18 protein-coding genes and 5 pseudogenes are annotated in these 20666 nt (G+C 41.7%); 19 read left to right on the top strand and 4 right to left on the bottom strand.

The window, feature by feature from the left end; all coding sequences use genetic code 11:
* Nucleotides 1-47: 47 nt before the first annotated feature.
* Nucleotides 48-1151, top strand: coding sequence for a hypothetical protein (locus tag KA717_31545; GenBank protein UXE60144.1), 1104 nt, complete (start codon nucleotides 48-50; stop codon nucleotides 1149-1151).
* Nucleotides 1152-1204: 53 nt separating this feature from the next.
* On the opposite strand, the gene KA717_31540 is transcribed toward KA717_31545, so the two are convergent.
* Together KA717_31540 and psbA are read right to left on the bottom strand one after the other, a co-directional pair.
* Nucleotides 1205-1777, bottom strand: a complete 573-nt coding sequence (locus KA717_31540) for a Uma2 family endonuclease (protein UXE60143.1) — start codon at nucleotides 1775-1777, stop codon at nucleotides 1205-1207.
* A 217-nt stretch (nucleotides 1778-1994) separates the two neighbouring features.
* Nucleotides 1995-3077 carry a photosystem II q(b) protein gene (psbA, locus tag KA717_31535; GenBank protein UXE60142.1) on the bottom strand — a complete coding sequence of 361 codons (1083 nt, stop codon included), beginning with the start codon at nucleotides 3075-3077 and terminating at the stop codon, nucleotides 1995-1997.
* Between the two features lie 539 nt (nucleotides 3078-3616).
* On the opposite strand from psbA, the gene KA717_31530 reads away from it, so the two are divergent.
* The 7 genes from KA717_31530 to KA717_31500 all read left to right on the top strand — a co-directional run bounded on the left by KA717_31530 (nucleotide 3617) and on the right by KA717_31500 (nucleotide 6774).
* On the top strand, nucleotides 3617-3841 hold the full coding sequence (locus tag KA717_31530; protein UXE60141.1) for a hypothetical protein: 225 nt from the start codon (nucleotides 3617-3619) through the stop codon (nucleotides 3839-3841).
* Nucleotides 3842-3874: 33 nt separating this feature from the next.
* Nucleotides 3875-4015: a hypothetical protein gene (locus KA717_31525; GenBank protein ID UXE60140.1), complete on the top strand. Its 141-nt coding sequence runs from the start codon at nucleotides 3875-3877 to the stop codon at nucleotides 4013-4015.
* A 175-nt stretch (nucleotides 4016-4190) separates the two neighbouring features.
* Nucleotides 4191-4622 (top strand): DUF29 domain-containing protein, encoded by a 432-nt coding sequence (locus tag KA717_31520; protein UXE60139.1) that lies wholly within the window; start codon nucleotides 4191-4193, stop codon nucleotides 4620-4622.
* A gap of 92 nt (nucleotides 4623-4714) precedes the next feature.
* Entirely contained in the window at nucleotides 4715-5074 is a 360-nt protein-coding gene (locus KA717_31515) for a eukaryotic translation initiation factor 3 subunit E (protein ID UXE60138.1), read from the top strand.
* Nucleotides 5075-5223: 149 nt separating this feature from the next.
* Nucleotides 5224-5433: a type II toxin-antitoxin system HicB family antitoxin gene (locus KA717_31510; protein UXE60137.1), complete on the top strand. Its 210-nt coding sequence runs from the start codon at nucleotides 5224-5226 to the stop codon at nucleotides 5431-5433.
* 1 nt (nucleotide 5434) lies between these two features.
* Nucleotides 5435-5659 (top strand): type II toxin-antitoxin system HicA family toxin, encoded by a 225-nt coding sequence (locus KA717_31505; protein UXE60136.1) that lies wholly within the window; start codon nucleotides 5435-5437, stop codon nucleotides 5657-5659.
* Between the two features lie 8 nt (nucleotides 5660-5667).
* Nucleotides 5668-6774: an NB-ARC domain-containing protein gene (locus KA717_31500; protein UXE60135.1), complete on the top strand. Its 1107-nt coding sequence runs from the start codon at nucleotides 5668-5670 to the stop codon at nucleotides 6772-6774.
* A gap of 70 nt (nucleotides 6775-6844) precedes the next feature.
* Here the strand turns inward: KA717_31500 and KA717_31495 are convergent.
* A pseudogene (locus KA717_31495) lies at nucleotides 6845-8126 on the bottom strand (ISKra4 family transposase).
* Between the two features lie 148 nt (nucleotides 8127-8274).
* On the opposite strand from KA717_31495, the pseudogene KA717_31490 reads away from it, so the two are divergent.
* The 11 genes and pseudogenes from KA717_31490 (at nucleotide 8275) to KA717_31440 (ending at nucleotide 20046) form a co-directional block, all read left to right on the top strand.
* Nucleotides 8275-8928, top strand: a pseudogene (locus KA717_31490) (transposase).
* Nucleotides 8929-9014: 86 nt separating this feature from the next.
* A pseudogene (locus KA717_31485) lies at nucleotides 9015-10262 on the top strand (IS5 family transposase).
* Nucleotides 10263-10474: 212 nt separating this feature from the next.
* Nucleotides 10475-10669: a transposase gene (locus tag KA717_31480; GenBank protein UXE60134.1), complete on the top strand. Its 195-nt coding sequence runs from the start codon at nucleotides 10475-10477 to the stop codon at nucleotides 10667-10669.
* A 17-nt stretch (nucleotides 10670-10686) separates the two neighbouring features.
* Nucleotides 10687-11862: an IS4 family transposase gene (locus KA717_31475; protein UXE60133.1), complete on the top strand. Its 1176-nt coding sequence runs from the start codon at nucleotides 10687-10689 to the stop codon at nucleotides 11860-11862.
* A 21-nt stretch (nucleotides 11863-11883) separates the two neighbouring features.
* The gene (locus KA717_31470; protein UXE60132.1) at nucleotides 11884-11997 is read left to right on the top strand and encodes a transposase; all 114 of its coding nucleotides are present in this window, start codon (nucleotides 11884-11886) and stop codon (nucleotides 11995-11997) included.
* A 201-nt stretch (nucleotides 11998-12198) separates the two neighbouring features.
* Nucleotides 12199-13267: pseudogene (locus KA717_31465) on the top strand (IS4 family transposase).
* 77 nt (nucleotides 13268-13344) lie between these two features.
* Nucleotides 13345-14100: pseudogene (locus tag KA717_31460) on the top strand (transposase).
* Nucleotides 14101-14372: 272 nt separating this feature from the next.
* A complete protein-coding gene (locus KA717_31455) occupies nucleotides 14373-16085 on the top strand; it encodes a tetratricopeptide repeat protein (GenBank protein ID UXE64829.1) in 1713 nt (570 codons plus the stop codon).
* A 66-nt stretch (nucleotides 16086-16151) separates the two neighbouring features.
* Nucleotides 16152-16322: a type II toxin-antitoxin system Phd/YefM family antitoxin gene (locus tag KA717_31450; protein ID UXE60131.1), complete on the top strand. Its 171-nt coding sequence runs from the start codon at nucleotides 16152-16154 to the stop codon at nucleotides 16320-16322.
* Nucleotides 16312-16896 carry a tetratricopeptide repeat protein gene (locus KA717_31445; protein UXE60130.1) on the top strand — a complete coding sequence of 195 codons (585 nt, stop codon included), beginning with the start codon at nucleotides 16312-16314 and terminating at the stop codon, nucleotides 16894-16896. Before KA717_31450 ends, KA717_31445 begins: the two co-directional genes overlap by 11 nt.
* A gap of 528 nt (nucleotides 16897-17424) precedes the next feature.
* Complete coding sequence (locus KA717_31440; GenBank protein ID UXE60129.1) at nucleotides 17425-20046, top strand: response regulator; 2622 nt, start codon at nucleotides 17425-17427, stop codon at nucleotides 20044-20046.
* Between the two features lie 10 nt (nucleotides 20047-20056).
* Here KA717_31440 and KA717_31435 read toward each other — a convergent pair whose 3' ends face one another.
* Nucleotides 20057-20653: a thylakoid membrane photosystem I accumulation factor gene (locus KA717_31435; GenBank protein UXE64828.1), complete on the bottom strand. Its 597-nt coding sequence runs from the start codon at nucleotides 20651-20653 to the stop codon at nucleotides 20057-20059.
* Nucleotides 20654-20666: the final 13 nt, after the last annotated feature.

Raw genomic sequence — 20666 nt, 5'->3', positions numbered from 1 at the left:
GTGTTATTTTGATAAGACTCTCAATCTTCAGATTTCTATGAGTGGCAATGAAAAAATCCTCTTTTACTCACTCCCTAAGTGCGATCGCCTTGATCTCTGCTAGTTATCTAATTCTGCCAGCCCTTTTACCCGCTCCTCTCTTAGCCCAACAAGTTAGTAATGTTAGTCCAGGGTTAAACAGTGATGATGTACCGGCTGATGCCTCGATTTCGGGTGTGTTCAGGAAGAAAGACGGGGTTGGAGTGGATCTTAATTCCGTCAGGATTTATGTAAATGATCAGGATGTCACCAATCGAAGTACCATCACCGCTAACTTTTTTAGCTACCGTCCCGATCGCCCCCTATCCCCTGGAACTAACCAGGTTAAAGTGGCCTATAAAGACGAGAAGGGTAAAGATAGAACGGTTATTTGGACGTTTGATGTTCAACAGCCCCAGGCAAAGGTTGAAATTACTTCTGTCACCCATAATGCAGAAAGTAAGGCTCTAGGGCCAGGTTCTACCTTTTTGGCAACTATCAAGGGAACGCCCAATGCCAACACAAGAGTATTGCTAGTGGAAAATGGGAAAGGGGTGCGTCAGTTACCCGTGCAAGAAGTGTCTCCTGGTGTCTATGTTGCCACGCTTAACGTTACCGCCAATGACAATATTTCTGAGGGAATTGTGGTTGCCCGCCTACAACGTCAAAATCAGACAACCTTTAGAGCCGCTAGTCAGCCCCTCGTGCTGAGTAAACAAGCAAGTTCAGGTGAGATTCCCCCAACTCAACCCAATAACCCCAATCAGCCAGAAAAGCCCACAAGGCCAAACAATGGACAAAGCAATAATCGTCCCCTCCGTCCTCTATTTACCAGTCACCAAAACGGCGATCGCATTAATACCAGAGGGTTTATCTTAACAGGACAGACTCAACCCAATGCTCAAGTTAAGGTCAAAGTCACCGCCAGCCTATCCATCCTAGGTGGTTTTGTTAATCTATCCAATAGTACTCTAGTTGATGAAACGATTACTGCTGATAGTCAGGGCAATTTTCAAGTAGATGTTCCTCCCCCTCCCACCCTAGCACCTGGAACTCAATACACCATCCAAGCAGTTGCGAAAAATAAGGATGAAACCAGTCAAGCCGTTCAATTTGGTCTGGTTCAAGAATAGTAACTAGTCAGCACCTAGCCAAATTTGTCAAGATAACCTATTTGCTAATTTTTCTAAATCAGGGCTAAATCTAATATGAATTCGGGTAAAATATCTTCTCCTGAAAGGGTTAGAGGATTATCTAAAACCTCTTTTTCTTGCCCTTGACGATAGATTTCTACTTGCTTTTTTTCGGGGTTAATTAACCAACCCAATTTGACCCCATTATCGATATATTCTTGCATTTTCTCTTGAAGTCGCTTTAAAGAATCTGTTTTAGCCATTAATTCCAATACAAAATCAGGGGCGATCGGCGGAAATGATTCTCTCTCGTCTTGGGTTAATTGCTCCCATCTTTCCTGTTGAATATAGGCCACATCTGGTGAACGATTACTCCCTAATGGAAGTTTAAAACAAGTAGAAGAATCAAAGATTTGTCCTGATTTTTGACGACGATTCCAAAGACCAAAATCAATCATTAACTCAGCATTTTTCTTCCCTGTTTCTCCACCTGTGGGCGACATAATAATAATTTCTCCCTTTTGGTTCCGCTCTAAACTTAATTCAGGATTGTAACGGCAAAGCTGAGAAAATTGTTCATCGTCAATCTTGGTAATACCATCAAAGTTAATCGTATAAATATCCATGTAACACCTCCCAGATTCTAAAATGCTCAAATCCAATAAGTAGCTGGTTACAATTAAATATAAAACGTGGGATGGGCATCCTGCCCGTCCACAGGCTAGAAGCCTGTTCTACTATCTAACAATTAATTAAGCCCACTTACTTATAGCAAAAGCACCCCCTGAAACTAGAGAGTGCTTTTGTTTAAATATTCAGATTGTAGTTAGCTACATTCAGGAATTAACCATGAATCGCAGGAGCGGTTAAAGCTACGGGAGCTTGTTCGCCAGAAGCGAGGTCAAGGGGGAAGTTGTGAGCATTACGCTCGTGCATTACTTCAAAACCAATGTTAGCGCGGTTTAAAACATCAGCCCAAGTGCTGACAACACGACCCTGAGAGTCGAGGATAGATTGGTTAAAGTTGAAACCGTTTAAGTTGAAAGCCATGGTGCTGACACCCATCGCAGTGAACCAGATCCCGATTACGGGCCAAGCACCTAAGAAGAAGTGTAAAGCGCGGCTGTTGTTAAAGGAAGCGTATTGGAAGATTAAACGACCGAAGTAGCCGTGAGCTGCAACGATGTTGTAGGTTTCTTCTTCTTGACCGAATTTGTAACCATAGTTTTGAGATTCAACTTCGGTTGTTTCACGGACTAAGCTAGAGGTTACTAAGGAACCGTGCATAGCAGAGAATAGAGAACCACCGAATACACCAGCTACTCCCAACATATGGAAGGGGTGCATCAAGATATTGTGTTCAGCTTGGAACACGATCATGAAATTAAATGTTCCAGAGATACCTAAAGGCATCCCATCAGAGAAAGAACCTTGACCGATGGGGTAGATCAAGAAAACGGCAGTAGCGGCGGATACGGGTGCAGAGTAAGCAACACAGATCCAAGGACGCATCCCTAAACGATAGGAGAGTTCCCACTGACGACCCATGTAGCAGAAGATGCCAATAAGGAAGTGGAAAACAACTAACTGGTAAGGGCCACCGTTGTACAACCACTCATCTAAGGAAGCAGCTTCCCAGATAGGGTAGAAGTGAAGACCGATCGCGTTGGAGCTAGGAACAACAGCACCAGAGATAATGTTGTTACCGTAAAGTAAAGAACCAGCAACGGGTTCCCGAATACCGTCAATATCAACGGGGGGAGCGGCGATGAAGGCAATGATGAAGCAGGTGGTGGCAGTTAAGAGGGTGGGGATCATCAAGGTACCGAACCAGCCGACATAGATGCGGTTGTTGGTAGATGTCACCCACTGACAGAACTGTTCCCATACTGACGCGCTTTCGCGTTGTTGTAAGGTCGTTGTCATTGGTTTATGATTCCTGTATGTATTTGTCAAGGTACGAATGATTGACTGTTTACACTATAGGGGCTTTTTTTGGATTTGTAAAGCTTTGTAACGGATTTTAACAATATTTCTCATTATCACAGTTATAGGTTTTGCTTATGAAAGCGATCGCGGTTTGGATTTGAGTGATGAGCTTTGGCTGAACCTTTGACGAGCGTTGAGGTTTTGAAGCTAACGAGTAGATCTGTGTTCAACGGCTCCCAACTGTTTTAAGGATTGTTTTTGAGCCGCGTTAAGACCTGTTACCCCCGTGATATTCATATTTTCGTAGAGTCGAGGAGATTTCCAAGTCGCGGTGCAGTCAAAGCGGTTTAAATCCCATTGTTTAATGCTGCTGTCTTTACTACTACTGGCCAAAGTGGGTTCGGTGGGGTGAAAGGCGATCGCTTTAGTCTCTGGAGGTGATGGGTGAGCGAACAACAGCTTCCCAGTACTCGTAGGGGCAAGTTCGCCTGTTCATATCTCTATAATAAGAACAGTTTTTGAAACAAGGTTGAATAATGGAACTTTTAACTTTACTGGCGATGGGGGCGACAATTATTTTGACGGGAGCTTTAACCCGTGTCGGTGAACTATCTTTGGATGGGGCGATCGCGGAGCTTAAGAACTTGATTGCGGCCAAGTCGCCTGATGCTCTTAAACGATTACAAGGGGCGGATCAAAATGCGGCGGTATCGTCTGAAACGATTGAGATCATAGTAACTTTGATTGGGTGCAACCTCTGATTGATAAACTATTGCAAGGAAAGTTTGCATGAATTGTTATTGCAGGAACGGGAAACGTTAACTGACTTAATCTATGAAGTTATGGAAGATATTGCTTTAGCTAAGGCAATAGAAGAAGGTCTTGATGATGAAAATGTTAGCAGTGAAGAAGTTTTTGCTTTATTATCAGAGTAATCTCCGAAACTTGTAGGGGCGAATTGTGTTTACCTGATTGCGTGTTTATAATAAAAACAGTTTTTTTAACAAGGAGCGAAGAAAATGTCTGATCCGTTATGTGAAAGCGACTGATGATACTGTTTTTAAAGTTAAGCAAACCATAGATTAGGCTACGAAGCTAGGGGTTAAAAGTATGGAAGAGTTGTTAGAATTACGGACATTGCTGATGGGTGGCAATATCTCCGATGCTTTGTTATTGGTGGAGGAGATGACAGAAATGAGTAAGGATGACAAAATCAACAAGATTTCTAGCTACGCGAAGATTGTCATCTTGCATTTGATTAAACGGGCTGCGGAAAAACGCACAACTAGATCTTGGGATCTGTCAATTAAAAATGCGGTTAACGAAATTCAGAGAACAAATCGGCGGCGTAAAGCTGGTGGTAAATATATTGCTGATTCTGAATTGTTTGAGACATTTAGTGAGATATACGCTCTTGCTCTAGATTGGGCTGCGACTGAGGCGTTCGGTGGACATTATGAATCGGCTGAGTTGGGGGCAATGGTCGATCGCGAGGCGATTATCAATCAGGCGATCGCTTTAGTCTCTGGAGGTGATGGGTGAGGGAACAATAGTTTCCCAAAAATCGTAGGGGCAAATTGCGATCGCCCAATCCTTTACTATAATAAGAACAGTTTTTTAAACGAGGTTGAATAATGGAACCTTTAACCCTACTGGCTACGGGTGTAACGATTATTCTGACGGGAGCTTTAACCCGTGTTGGTGAACTGTCTTTGGATGGAGCGATCGCGCAGTTGAAGAATTTGATTGTGGTGAAGTCTCCTGAAATATGGAAGCAATTAGAGGCGACGGCCAAGAATCCTGCGGCCTTACCTAAAACGATTGAGGTAATGGCCACTTTATTGGAAGATCAAGAATTGCGGGAAGTGGCGGAACAAGTCACCAAAGAAAATGAATCTAATCCCTATGTTATTCAAATGATCAATCAAAATAAGCAAGTTACGGTCAGTCAATCAGGAATCGGTAATAGCCAAAATAACACTTTTAGCTTGTGAGTAAGTAAGTGGGCTTAATTAATTGTCAGATCGTAGAACAGGCTTCTAGCCTGTGGACAGGCAGGATGCTTATCCTACATTTTATATTTAATTGCAACCAGCTACTTAACTATTTTAGATCATCATTTTCTAAAAAAGAAAGATAATTTATGAAACTTTTTACGGCGATCATTGAAAGGGATGTAGATACCAATCTCTATGTCGGTTATGTGCCTGGATTTGTGGGAGCGCATTCCCAGGGAGAAACATTAGATGAGTTACGAGAAAATTTACAAGAGGTAATTGAAATGTTATTGGAAGATCAAGACATTTCGATTGAAGCTGAGTTTGTCGGCACACAACAGATTGCCGTTGCTTAATATGAGTAAGATTCCTGTTCTCAAAGCATCGGAGGTCATTCGTCTGTTGGAAAAGCAAGGATTTGTGGAAGTCCGCCAGCGAGGTTCCCACAAGCAATTCCGCCATGAAGATGGTCGGGGTACAACGGTTTCCTCTCATAAAGGGCGTGATATTTCACCGACTTTATTACGGGTCATTGCCAGTGATATTGGGTTAACATTAGAGCAATTTCTACAAGGAAGATAGGAACTTTTATGGAGATTAAGATTGGACAGGATGGCTTCGGTAATGTTCAACACAATACGTTTAATGTTACGGGAGAAAGAAAACATAAACCTAATGCTCACAATTTACCGAATAGTGGTGTCGCGCAATTTGTGGGACGAGCCGAAGTTTTAGCGCAATTAGATCAGCAATTACAGCAAATTGATCGCGTTGCTATTTCCACTTTGACGGGTATGGGTGGCATTGGTAAGTCGGAGTTGGCTTTGCAGTATGCTTGGCAAGAATGGTCAAAGGAAACCTATCGTGGTGGGATTTGTTGGCTAAATGTGGCGGATAGTGATCCTGGTTTGAGTATTTTAAGTTTTGCTCAAATTCATTTAGGGTTAACGTTGCCCGAAGAAGGAGAGTTAGTTGAACGGGTTCGTTTTGTTTGGCAAGGTTGGTTAAAAAATCAGCAGGATCAAACCTTAATTATTTTTGATGATGTGCGGGATTATCAAAAAATCAAAAATTATTTACCGCCCCAAGCTGATCAACGGTTTAAGGTCATTATTACGACGCGATTGAAGGAGTTATCCGCCAAAATTCAAACCCTTCATGTGAATATATTGCAACCAGAAGCGGCTCTGGATTTATTGCGTTCCTATGTGACTGATGGCCGAATTAATGATCAACTTGAGCAAGCGAATTTACTTTGTCGAGATTTGGGTTATTTACCCCTCGCTTTGGAATTAGTGGCGCGATTATTGAGGCGGCGAACCAATTGGACAGTTGCTAAAATTCGAGAAAAGTTAGCAGAAAATGGTTTAGCGGATCAAAGTTTAATTAAAAATCCGAAGTTTGATTCAGAAATGACCGCAGAAAGAGGTGTTAAAGCGGCGTTTGATCTGAGTTGGCAAGAATTAGAGAGTGAACCCAATGCTCAAAGGTTGGCGATGTATCTCAGTTTATTTGCTCTCGCTCCTTTCCCTAAACCGTTAATTGATGGCTTATTTCCTGAAGACGATGAAGATGATATCGAGGAATGGTTAACGGATAGTTTAGTTCATCTTAATTTGGTTAAATCTTTAGGAGATAGTCGGTATGAATTACATACCCTGATTCGGATTTATTTAGGGCTTGCTGAAAAAAGCTGAGACCTTTACGGAGAAAAATAGTAGGCGAATTAAGAAGGGTGCGACCTTTAGTTGATAAAAGCTGTTGTAATCAGGGTTCTACAGGGAACCCATATTGATCAAGTTTTGCCCAAAATTGACTCCATCGTTCCTTGGTCAATACCAAAGCTCGTAGGCTCAAAATAATTCCTGCTCCTTTTTCCTTCCATCGCATCCCTGAACAACATAATCGTTGTTTGACCAACGTCTTACAAGCTGCTTCCGTAACACCTGAACCAATCGGATACTTTTTCTCTATGTATTCAGCATAATCCATTTGATGCTGATGATTCTCGTAATAAGTAATCGCCGCTTGTAGTTTCTCGGTAAGATTCTTAGAATGACTTTTTTCTTCTTTGACTTCTTTCATCAGATTTAGCAGTTCTCCTGCTTTTCCTTTTTCATGCTTGAGTTCTCGACAATTTTCAGTCAACCATTCTTTTTGTTTTGACACGGTATTCGGATGCAACGCTTCTGCCAAGGCACCTAAGTAACCAGAGGCATGATAGAAATCTAATATCTGTTCTTCCGTTTGCTTTTCTAAAAACTTCCAATTTGATTCTGCCCCGTCTGCTATCCCGACCAATGTTGCCTCTGGATAACGGTTTTTCGCTCGCTCAATTTCTCTTTCTAATCTTTCTAGAAAACTCTTTTTTCCATACTCTGGTGCCGCACCTAGATAGATTGTAGGTTGACGTTCGCCTTCACTATCGTATAGGGAAACGGTTCCCACCATTGCTTCACGGTAGCCATCCTCACACATCAGCATACAGGTTCCATCTAATCCTATTCCCACTGTTGCAATTTGGCTATCCTCCTTGGGCGGGGCATAACTCCACGCTTCTTCTTTTGCCTGTACCACACTTCCTACTGCTTCACTCAATCTTTGGATATAGGATAGCGCTACTTTTCTACCATGATTTTCTAATAAATCATTTTTCACCTCTTTGCCTGCCATCCCTGACATTTTTGAGGATACCTGTTTTGCCAATAATGGCGTTGATGTTATGATTATCCTTGCTTCTCTTTCTAAGGGGCAATACGTTTTTCCTCAAAGGTGAACGCTGATATACATGACGATTCACTATAACCTCACCATAAGGTGTTTGATATTCTTTCGGTTGCTCTCCCTTACTCTTCCAGATTTCTTCACCGATTTTTAAGGGTGAACCATCTGTATCTAAATATTTCAAGGCTTCTTTGCTGGCGATGCAACCTACTTCGTTTAAGCCTTTTTGAATATTTATTTCTGTATCCAACATTGAACGACTGAGTTCTAATGTTAGTTCTATTTTTATCTTTGAACCCTCTACATTAATTAGTTTTGCTGTCATCATTGTTTCCTCTTTGTCACTTTTCATCCCATGTTAACACTTTTCTTTTCCTTCATCAACTAAAGGTCACACCCATTAAGAACCGCTAGAATGCACGAAAATAGGGTAGAATGCCTCAAAACCATTGCATTAAGAAGAGAGAAAGCAGATGTACCGAAAGCAACAGTACTCAATTGAAACACCAGAAAACTTGAAAAATCTGTTCGGCGGGCAGTTAGACGAAGAAAATCGTTGGATAGAAATGTCAAAAATGATTCTTTGGGAAGAATATGAGGAAGAATATGCAAAAAACTTCACAGAAAAAAAAGGAGCCCCAGCCAAATCATTTAGAATGGCATTAGGAGCATTAATTATCAAAGAAATTTCAGGAAAAAGTGACAGAGAAACAGTAGAACAAATAAAAGAGAACCCTTATTTACAGTACTTTATAGGAATGGAAAGCTATAGTAGCAAAGAAGCATTTAATGCGTCAATGATGGTTCATTTTCGTAAAAAAATAGGAATGGAATTAATAAATAAAATTAATAAAGAAATAGAAAAAAAAGCGACGGGTGTAGCGTCAGAAAAAAAAGAAAATGAAGGAAAGTTATTGTTAGATGCGACTTGTACACCAGCAGATATAAAATATCCAACGGATATAGGAATATTGAATGATGCCAGAGAAAAAACAGAAAAAATAATAGATAAGCTGTATGAAGAAATAAAAGAGAAAAGGAAAGAAAAGCCGAGGACTTATAGGGAAGTGGCAAGAAAAGAGTACTTAGGGCTTGCCGAAAAAAAGCTGAAACTCTTACGGAGAAAAGATAGTAGCCGAATTAAGGACAGGCAGAATACAGGGAAATAGGTTAAAATGGCTTGAAAACCTTGCCGGAAAAGGAGGCAAAACATATGTACGGAAGACAACAGTACGAAACTAAGACACCAGAAAACTTCAAAAATCCGTTCGATGGGCAGTTAGACGCAGAAAATCGTTGGGTAAAAATGTCAAAAATGATTCCCTGGGAAGAATATGAGGAAGAATATGCAAAAAACTTCACAGAGGAAAAAGGAGCACCAGCGAAATCATTTAGAATGGCGTTGGGGGCATTAATCATCAAAGAAATGTTAGGAATAAGTGATAGAGAAACAGTGGAACAAATTAAAGAAAATCCTTATTTACAGTATTTTATAGGAATGGAAAGCTATAGTAGCGAAGAAGCATTTAATGCGTCAATGATGGTTCATTTTCGTAAAAGAATAGGAATGGAATTAATCAATAAAATTAATAAAGAAATGGTAAAGAAGTTCGAGGGAGTAGTGTCAGAAAAAAAAGAAAATGAAGGACAGCTATTGTTAGATGCAACTTGTACACCAGCAGATATAAAATATCCAACGGATATAGAAATATTGAATGAAGCAAGAGAAAAAACAGAAGAAACAATAGATGAGCTTTATAAACAAATACAAGGAAAAGAGAAAAAAAAGCCAAGAACGTATAGAGTAGCAGCAAGAAAAGACTACCTAGAGATAGTCAAAAAACGTCGTGTGTCAAAAAAAGAAAGAAGAAAAGGAATAAAAAAACAACTACAATATGTAAAAAGAAACTTGTCTCATATAGAAAAAATGATAGAAGAGGGAGCCAAGTTAGAAAAACTAACGAAAAAGGAGCAAGAAGAGCTTGTAACGATAAGAAAAGTGTATGAGCAACAGTTAGAGATGTATGCAAAAAAGACGAATAAAGTAGAAAACAGAATTGTGAGTATAACCCAACCTCACATCCGTCCAATAGTGCGTGGCAAAGTAGGAAAAGCAGTAGAGTTTGGAGCTAAAATATCGGCAAGTAGTGTGAATGGCTTTGTCTTCTTAGACAAATTGAGTTGGAATAATTATAACGAATCGGGAGATTTACAAGAGCGAATAGAAGAATATAAAAAGGAGAGAGGATGTTATCCCGAATCGGTTCATGTGGATAAAATATATCGAACAAAAGCGAATCGAGCTTATTGTAAAGAGAGGGGAATAAGAATGAGTGGTCCCCGCTTGGGAAGACCACCGAAAGAGGTGAGCAAAGAAAAAAAGGAAGAGGCCCGCTCAGATGAAAGAGTGCGTAATGCCATAGAGGGTAAATTCGGACAGGGAAAGAGAAGATTTAGTCTGGGTCGAGTGATCTGACTTTTCCCGTTAAGTCCAAAATCCAGCAATGCAAACTTCTAGAGGCTTTATCTGGCAAGGGTTTGAGTAATGATTCTCTTGACAGGAAAAAAATATTCTGAAGCCATCATCCCGCTTATCGTTCAAATTTCAAAAACAAAGGATGAAGGGAGTATGAGACTGTAAAATGGAGAAAATCTTAAAGGGCAGGTCAAAAAATGTTGGAATGGTGGACAAAAAACTTTGCCAGTTGTGAATTGGGAGACGAGAGGCTAAACAATCGTGCCTTCTCGATTGGGAAAAAGTTAAGTGAGGGGTTTGGAAAAGCCTTATCAGAAGTGTTTAAGGGAGGAAACGAGTTAAAGAGGGCCTATGAATTTTTGGGAATCCGAAAACAGACTTTGTCAAGATAATAGAGCCGCACTGTGAAATGACAACTGCCGCCGTAGAAGAATATAAGATAATGCTATCAGTCGGAGATACGACCTTCTTAGATTATCGCAATATCAAGGAAAAAAGGGAAGGGTATGGGCCGACTGGAAAAGGAGGGAATGGATTAATACTGCATAGTGCTTTAGCAATTGAGCCAGAAAAAGGACAAGTATTAGGTTTATTATGGCAAAAACTGTGGAATAGGGAGGTAAAAGAAAAGCCCCCAACAGATGAAACGGCGAAGCAGAAAAAAGAAAGACAGAAAGAACAAAGAAAAGCAGCTCGTCAAAGACCATTTGAGGAAAAAGAATCCTACAAATGGGTAGAGGCTCTAAACACCTGTGAGAAACAGGTAGAAAGTTCAACGAGGGTAATTCATGTATTTGACAGAGAAGGAGATGTTTCAGAAGTCTTTGACTCAGTGCGTCAACTCAAGCATACAGGAGTGCTGGTCAGAGCGTCTCATAATCGTAGTTTAGACAAAAATAGTGAACGACTTTGGCAACATTTGGAATCAGAACCGATTCGTTTTCATCAAGAAATCGAGATTCCGAGTACAGGAAAAAGAAAAGCACGGAAGGTTAAGCTTGCCGTCCGATTTTGCCCAGTTAATCTACGAACTCCCTATCGTTTTGATAATCGTGACCCGTTGAATGTCTATGCTGTTTATGCGACAGAAATCGATTGTCCCGAAGGCGAAACTCCTTTATCTTGGATGCTTCTGACTACAGAAGTTGTTGAGACTATTGAGATGGCTGTCACTATTCTTCGTTGGTACACCTACCGATGGCGGGTTGAAGAATTTCATAAAGTCCTTAAGTCTGGTTGTCAGAGTGAGCGTTATCGACTTGCCTCTGATGGAATGAAAACTCTTTTGGGTTTTTTAAGTGTCATTGCTGTTGAACTTTTACACGTTACTTATCTTCATCGTACCCAGCCCGATGCTCTCGCGATTGAAATTCTTAATCCTCTTCAACTTCAGGTGTTAAAAGCAGCCGCCTCTCAAAAACTTCCCCCTATTTTGACTGTTGCTTGGGCTGTCGAGTCTGTTGCTTTTCTTGGTGGTTATCTTGAACATCGTCGTAAAACTCCTCTCGGTATCCAAGTCCTTTGGCGCGGTTGGTTGAAGTTGCATGACCTTTGCCAAGGCTGGCAGCTTGCAATCCGCACTTAACGGGAAAAGTCAGGTCGAGTGATGGCCAAACTTCCTGAAACCTCTGAGACTGTGATAGCGATGAATTTTTTGCTAATGAATCTTTCTACTCTACTTCAGAAGACAAAGAAGAAAACAAAAAGTAAGAAGTTGTAGAGTCGTTTTTCTTCTGAAAAATGGTGTTAATTTTCCTCTCTTTTGTGAGGAGTGATTTTTGTTGACTTTTTGTAGAAAGAAAGGGACAATAGATTAAACAAAATCTGTATTGTGACTTCTTTCCATAAGTACAGGACAAAAGGCTTGAAAAGTATAAGAGAAAGGGGTTTCATGGAAGATGAACGTAATGTAAGAAAACCCATGAACCAATATAACGCATTGAAACAAGCCCTAAAACCCCATTTGGGATGGCATGGTGCCAGACTCTCCTTCCTAGCCTTGTTCTTACTCGCCCTCCTCAAAGTGAAAACGGTTAACCTTAAAGAATTGGCCCTGGGTTTTGAAGGTCGGGCATTGGTGGATTCTCATTACAAACGCTTACAACGCTTTTTCTCAGGATTTGAGCTGGATTACCATCACATTGCCCGTATTGTAGTCAGTTGGCTGGATATCCCTCAACCTTGGGTATTAAGTATTGACCGCACAACCTGGGAGTTTGGCAGTCATGGTTATAATATCCTCACTGTCGGCATTGTCCATGAAGGAGTAGCCATTCCCATCTTGTGGTGGATGCTTAGCAAGAAAAAGGGCAATTCTAACAGTGATGAACGAATGCGTTTTATCGAGGAGATGCTCAAGATTTTTCCCACCGCCCTGATTCGTTGTTTATGTGGCGACCGTGAGTTTATTGGTCAGGCTTGGCTTCGCTATCTTCTGCTCGAACCGCTACTGGCTTTCTGTCTGAGAATTCGGGCTACGGACAAGATTGAGCACAATGGCAAGCTTTTGGCCGCCAAAGTCATTTTTGCCCATCTTGCAAAAGAGTGAATCTCAACGTCTTCAAGGGAGTTGTCGGGTTTGGGGATATCCTGTTTCTGTAGAGGCTCTTCGCTTGCCTGATAATTCTCTACTCATCGTCATTGGACATCCCGATTCCCAAGGTCTTATTCACGATTATGCCCTGCGTTGGGGCATTGAAACCCTTTTTGGCATCTTTAAGACTCGTGGCTTTTGCTTGGAATCTACTCACTTTACTGACCCCAAGCGTCTTCGTAAGCTTTTGGCTTTACTGACTTTAGCTTTGGCTTGGTCTCTCAAAACTGGTCTAGCAATTCATCATCTTCATCCCATTCCCCTCAAGAAACATGGTCGCCTAGCGCAGAGTCTTTTTCGTCTTGGTTTTGACCATCTTCGTCATCTTGTTCTTAATCCTTCTCTACCCAATTTTTCTCTTTTTCTCGACTCCCTACATTTTTTGTCCTGTACTTAGATAAGGAAAAGTTATCTGTGCTTTTTCCGTCCATACTTCCCTAACCCACATTTCTTTCGTTTTTTGACTTTTTCAGCAAGCCCTACTTAGCCATAGCAAAAAAACGTCGTGTGTCAAAAAAAGAAAGAAGAAAAGGAACAAAAAAACAACTAGGATATATAAAAAGAAACTTGTCTCATATAGAAAAAATGATAGAAGAGGGAGCAAAGTTAGAAAAACTAACGAAAAAAGAGCAAGAAGAGCTTGTAACGATAGGAAAAGTGTATGAGCAACAGTTAGAAATGTATGAAAAAAAGACAAATAAAGTAGAAAACAGAATTGTGAGTGTAAGCCAACCTCACGTGCGTCCAATAGTGCGTGGAAAAGCCGGAAAAGCAGTAGAGTTTGGAGCTAAAATATCGGCAAGTAATGTGAATGGCTTTGTCTTCTTAGACAAATTAAGTTGGGATAATTACAACGAATCGGGAGATTTACAAGCGCGAATAGAAGAATATAAAAGGGAAACAGGATGTTATCCGGAATCGGTTCATGTGGATAAAATCTATCGAACAAAAGCGAATCGAGCTTATTGTAAAGAAAGGGATATAAGAATGAGTGGTCCCCGATTGGGAAGACCGCCGAAAGAGGTGAGCAAAGAAAAAAAGAAAGAGGCACGCTCAGATGAAAGAGTGCGTAATGCCATTGAGGGTAAATTCGGACAGGGAAAGAGGAAATTTAGTCTTGGTCGAGTGATGGCCAAACTACCTGAGACCTCGGAAACGGTAATTGCGATGAACTTTTTGGTAATGCATCTTTCTACTCTACTTCAGAAGACAAAAAGTAAAAAGTTGTAGAGTCGTTTTTCTTGTGAAAAATGGTGTTAATTTTCCTCTCTTTTGTGAGGAGTGATTTGTGTTGACCTTTTTAGACAGAAAGGAACAATAGATTAAACAAAATCTGTATTTTGATTTGTTTCCATAAGGATAAGTTATCTATGCTTTTTCAGTCCATACTTCCCTAACCCACATTTCTTTCGTTTTTTGACTTTTTCAGCAAGCCCTATTTACGGGATAAGTTAGAGGAATCAACATTTAAAGATAGAGCTAAAAAACTTTACTGTATTGTGATGGTGTTTATTGCTAAAAAAATTAAGCAAACTTTGACCTTGGAAGATGTTGCGAAGATCGAACCCTTGATTGATCACCTGAAAATTGCAACTGAGGAGTTAAACGAATGGCTAGAAGATAAGGATTTAGCTTGGCCTTTTGCTGGTTTACGTCGCTTTTGTGAAGGTCAAGGCCTCTACAACGAAGCACTTCCCTATTGTGAGCAATGTCTAAGATTGACGGAACAACGTTTAGGCGCAGACCATCCCGACGTTGCCCGAAGTCTTAACAACTTGGCAGATTTGTACCAATTTCAAGGACGCTACGGTTTAGCAGAACCCCTATACCAGCGATCGCTGGCTATCAAGGAAAAACAATTAGGAGAAAACCATCCCGACGTTGCCCGAAGTCTTAACAATTTAGCAGAACTATACCGTAACCAAGGACGCTACTCTTCGGCCGAACTCTTCTATCTGCGATCACTTTCTATCAGTGAAAAAGTTTATGGGGCAGATCGTCTAGAAATTGCAACAAACCTCAACAATTTAGGGTTACTTTACGAATCCCAAGGACGCTACGCAGAGGCTGAACCCCTCATTCTGCGATCACTGGCGATCAGAGAAAAACAGTTAGGAGCAGACCATCCTGACGTTGCCGAAAGTCTCAGCAACCTAGCAGTACTGTACTACACACAAGAACGCTACAAAGAAGCCGAACCACTTTTGGCGAGATTGCTTGCTATCAGGGAAAAACAGTTAGGAGTAGACCATCCTGACGTTGCCTACAGTCTCAACAATTTAGGGTTACTTTACGAATCCCAAGGACGCTACGCAGAAGCTGAACTCCTTATCCTACGAGCGCTGGCGATCTGGGAAAAACACTTAGGAGGAGACCATCCCCACGTCGCCACCAGTCTCAGCACTTTAGCGGTACTGTACGATTCTCAAGAACGCCACAAAGAAGCCGAACCTCTCCACCTGCGATCATTGGCTATTAGGGAAAAACAGTTAGGAGCAGACCATCCCGACGTTGCCACCAGTCTCAACAATTTAGCAATACTTTATAAAGCCCAAGGCAACTATGCAAAAGTTGAACCCCTCATTCTGCGATCATTGGCGATCTGGGAAAAACACTTAGGAGCAGACCATCCCGACGTTGCCACCAGTCTCAACAATTTAGCAATACTTTACGAATCCCAAGGACGCTATACAGAAGCCGAACTTCTCTACCGGCGATCGCTGGCTATCAGAGAAAAACAATTAGGAGTAGACAATCCCCACGTTGGCACCAGTCTCAACAATTTAGCCGTACTGTACGAATCCCAAGGACGCTACACAGAAGCCGAACCTCTTTACCTGCGATCACTTGCTATCGATGAAAAAGTTTATGGAGAAGATCATCCAGAAATTGCGACAGACCTCAACAATTTAGCGTTTCTTTATAACGCTCAAGGCAACTACGCAGAGGCAAAAACCTTGTCTCAACGAGCCTTAAACATTTTGCAAAAAGCATTAGGCAATCATCATCCCGATACTCAAACAGTCCTATTTGCAACAAAAATGTTTAACGTACAAGTCCTTCTAGATTGTGATTCAGGCACATTGCTGGGTCTTCTACAAGCCCTTGCCCAACAAGCAAACCTTCCTAATTCAGATACAGAAACAAAGTTAATCCTGCTAGAAACAATTGCAACCAATCCTCAACTATTGCAGCACCTACGACAATCATTGTAGGGGCGAATTGCGATATCTCAATACTCTGTAAAATAATCAAACAAACCCTAAATTAAACATCAAATTATGTATCAAGTCACCGTTGATTACGCCAAAGCCAACCTCGAAGAACTCTGCGATCGCACAGAAAAAGAACCAGATGGAGTAGCGATCATTCGTGAAAATCGCAGTTATATTCTCATTACTCAAGAAAAATGGGAATCCTTTTATTCGTGCAAAACACGCTATGGAGAGTAGGCAGAAGCAGAACCGCTTGATTAAAGGGCGATCGCTGGCAATCAGAGAAAAGCAATTAGAAGAAAATCATCCAGATGTTGCCGCTAGTCTCAACAATCTGGCAGAACTTTATCGCGTTCAAGGAAAATACGAAGAAGCGGAACCTCTTTATCTGCGATCGCTGGCAATCAGGGAAAAACAATTAGGAGAAAATCATCCTGATGTTGCCACTAGTCTCAACAATCTGGCGGGTCTTTATCGCTCTCAAGGGAAATACGCAGAAGCGGAACCTCTTTATCTGCGATCGCTGGCAATTAGAGAAAAGCAATTAGGAGAAAATCATCCTGATGTTGCCCAAATTCTCAACAATCTGGCGGAACTTTATCGCGTTCAAGGGAAATACACAGAAGCCGAACCGCTTTATCTGCGATCTCTTTCTATCAGGGAAAAACAGTTAGGAGCAGACCATCCTGACGTTGCCCAAAGTCTCAACAATTTAGCTAGTTCGATGGGAAGCCCCACGCTCTACCGACAGGTGAGCGATGGGATGAAAGTCGAGTTAATCGAGTGCAGCAATTCTAAATTTGCGCTGTAGCAAGGGTTTCAGGTTTTAGTTCGCGTAATACGGGGGAAAATTCAACGGGATTAACAAGTTCATTTTACGAGTCTTCAAGCTTTTAGGCACAATAGTACATCTAGGATTGCCCCAAAAACCCCTTTAAAATGTTCTTTAAATCCCTAAAAGGCTTGCTGTGTCTAAAACTGAGAATTGCTGAATCGAGTGGCTCAATGCCGCGAAGATTAACAAAAAATGCTATTATTTGGACAAGGCAATAAAGAACCTGATTGCCATAAGGGTTGATTTCCTTCCCGTAAGATGTCTGATAAGCCTCTGATTGTTGGCACTTCTTCAATGAAGAAGATTCGATCAATAACAAGCGACTCCGTTGCATGGTTCAAATAGGATGAAAAAGAAATTTCAAAAAGTGGGGTTGGGCACCGTCTCACTATAAAACGCTCCAGTCCAGTTCCATCGTAGAACGACTTTCTGGTGGGAGAAGCCCACACTGTACCGCCTAAGCGGTTAGTGCTGGGAGTATGTCACAGACTGATTAGTTTTCCTATGCCAGATATTGTGCTTCCAATCGCTGCTCAACCCTTAACGACCCCAATCAAGCTTTTCATGGTGGAGGATTCGGCAAGTGATCGTTACACCTATATCCGCTATCTTCGGGCTGAAAAAAGCCTCGATTATCACATTGTGGAAGCAGAAACCCTAGAGGAGGGTTTGTCACTCTGGCAGTCATTCCAGAGCGGGATTTATTCCTCCCAACTGCTTCAGATCGCCTTAGTCGATATTAATTTGCCCGATGGCAATGGTTTAGAACTACTAGAAATGATTCGAGGCAACCATCCCCAACTACCTGTCATTGTGATCACTGGTCAGGGAGACGAACGGATGGCCGTGCGGGCGATGAAATTGGGGGCCAGCGACTACTTGGTTAAAGAGGATATTACGGCTTCTGTGCTTGGCCGTTGTGTCGCCAATGTGATCCGCCAGTTTAAACTCTCTCAAGAATTAGAACGGTTACAGCGACAGGAGCAGATTAGTTCTCGCATTGCTTTACAGATTCGTCAATTTCTCAAGTTAGAGGAGATTTATCAGGCGATCGTGACTGAGGTGAGAGGCTTTTTGACGGCGGATCGGGTTATGGTTTACAAATTTCTGCCGGATATGAGTGGTGTCATTGTCGCTGAAGATGTGGTTTCGCCCTGGTTATCATTCCTAAATACAGAGGTGATCGATAATTGTTTTCAGCAAAATTTAGGCGGGGCCTATCAGCAGGGGAGAATTTTTGTAGCTGCCGATATCCATCGTGCTAATTTAACGGATTGTCATCTCCAATTACTGGAACGTTTTCAGGTTAAAGCCAACCTCGTCGTTCCGATTCTCTTGCCCGCTTCCCCGGATCAGCAATCCTTACTTTGGGGTTTACTCATTGCTCATCAATGTTCTGCACCTCGTATCTGGGATGAAGTCGATATTGAATTATTGCAACGTCTATCGGTAAAATTGGCGATCGCCTTGCAGCAGGCCGAACTTTATCAAAATTTACAGGATCTCAACACATCTTTGGAAAAACGAGTCACCGAAAGGACATCCCAACTCCAAAACCTGATTTATCACTACCAACAAGCAGAAAAAAAACTCCAATTCCAAAGCCATATCCTGGATGAGATCAATGATGCCGTTATTTCTACCGATCTTCAGGGCAATATCCAAACCTGGAACAAAGGAGCGGAAAGATTCTTTGGTTATCGAGCCGAGGAAGTGATCGGTCAAAATGTGGATATTCTTTATGAAAACGTCTCTGAACTCCATACAAAAGTCCTTGAACCACTTTTGGCCAATGGCTATCATGAAGTTGAATTGATCAACGTCACTAAATCGGGTGAACGCCGTTATACCAGCCTGCGACTCTCTATTACCAGAGATCAACAGGGCAATATTATGGGTTTGCTAGGTTGCTCTAATGATATTACGGATCGCAAACGTGACGAACTGAAATTACAAGAAACCAATGAGCAATTGGCCCAAGCCACTCGTCTCAAAGATGAATTTTTGGCGAATATGAGCCATGAACTACGAACTCCGCTCAATGCCATTTTGGGAATGTCGGAATCGCTACAGGAATCGATATTTGGCGAAATTAATCCCCAACAGCAAGAGGCGATCGCTCTAATTGAAAGCAGTGGCAAACATTTATTGGACTTGATCAACGACATTCTGGATTTGTCTAAAATTGAAGCAGGTAAATTAGAACTCAAAAGAGAATCGATTGCTGTCCAGAGCCTCTGCAAGAGTAGTACGCTCCTTGTCCAGCAGATGGCTTTCTCTAAAAATATCCAATTACACACCCGGATCGCCAGCCATATTGACCGAATTTGGGGGGATGAACGTTATCTGCGTCAAGTTCTGGTAAACCTTCTAAGCAATGCGATTAAATTTACGCCATCCGGCGGCAATGTCACCCTAGCGGTGCAGCAAGAACCCACAGAAATCCTCTTTTCGGTAAGGGATACGGGGATTGGTATCCAGGAGTCCGATCTGGGCAAGCTCTTTCAACTCTTTGTCCAAATTGATAGTAGTCTCAGTCGTCAATATACTGGCACTGGATTGGGGCTGGCTTTAGTGAAGCGTTTGGTAACTCAGCATGGGGGAACAATTTCCGTCGAAAGCACCCTAGGTCAGGGAAGTTGTTTTACCATTCATCTTCCCATCCAGTCTTCGGAGACGTTAGCCTCACCGATCGCGGCCAGTTCTCCATTAGAGAATGTTTTGTCTGTCTCGACCTCAACCCCACCGCCCTTAATTCTTTTAGCAGACAATAATGAAAGCACTACCAAAACCCTGGAGGACTACTTTACAATCAAAGGCTATCGAATTCTGTTAGCCTATTCTGGGCAGGAAACGCTTGCACTGGCGAAAAGCCATAAACCGGATCTCATTTTAATGGATCTGCAAATGCCTGATCTGGAAGAGTCAAAGGTGATCACCCAAATTAGAAGTGATGTCGCGATCGCCGCAATTCCTATCATTGCCGTTACCGATTTAGCCCTACCCGAAGTGGCTGAAAAATGTTCTATCGTCGGAATCAATGAATATGTTAGTAAACCGGTGCGGCTCAAAAGACTGGCTGAAATTGTTCGGCAATTCTGTCATCAGGATGAGGAATCAAGGTGAATCTTGTTTTTTAATTCTCAACTAGTTCACTATTGAATTCGTTAAACGTCTTTTGTTTTAACTGAACTGACTGAGAACGGGGTAACAGATTGAATAGATCCCGCAAGATATCATCCATAACTTCAAACTTAATCTGTCCCTTGCCATTGAAAATCATTTTTCCCTTTTGATCCAGGATAACGGTTTGGGGAATCACACCTTGATAATAGTAACCAGGTTCATTCTTTTTATAAGAAGATTTTGGCAAGATAGAATCCACACTCACCGGGACAATACTGGCAGCCCGTCCATAGAATTCCTGAAGACGAGAAACAATAAAAGCATATTGTTTGCAATCACTATTGTCATCTAGGTAGTAAACCAGAATAACAGGTAATTTACGGGCAAAGGATTCCGTTAAATTGAGGCGAGGAGGCACCAAGGAACCATTGCCAGCATAGACCACAAAAATATTCCCATCTAGACGGTCATCATCAATACTGGCCCAAGCCGTTTGGGAAAAGCCCAATCCTAGCGTTAAAACCAGTGTGAGCATTAACGTTAAACCTAGGCGAATCCAAAATTGACGAACAGCAATGAGAAACGGGTAATTCATGGTGAACTTTATTTAGGGAATTTCG

The sequence above is a fragment of the Woronichinia naegeliana WA131 genome (assembly GCA_025370055.1).
Classification (GTDB): Bacteria; Cyanobacteriota; Cyanobacteriia; order Cyanobacteriales; family Microcystaceae; genus Woronichinia; species Woronichinia naegeliana.
The sequence above is the reverse complement of the archived record's forward strand: the minus strand, read 5'-3'. Positions and strand labels throughout refer to the sequence as shown.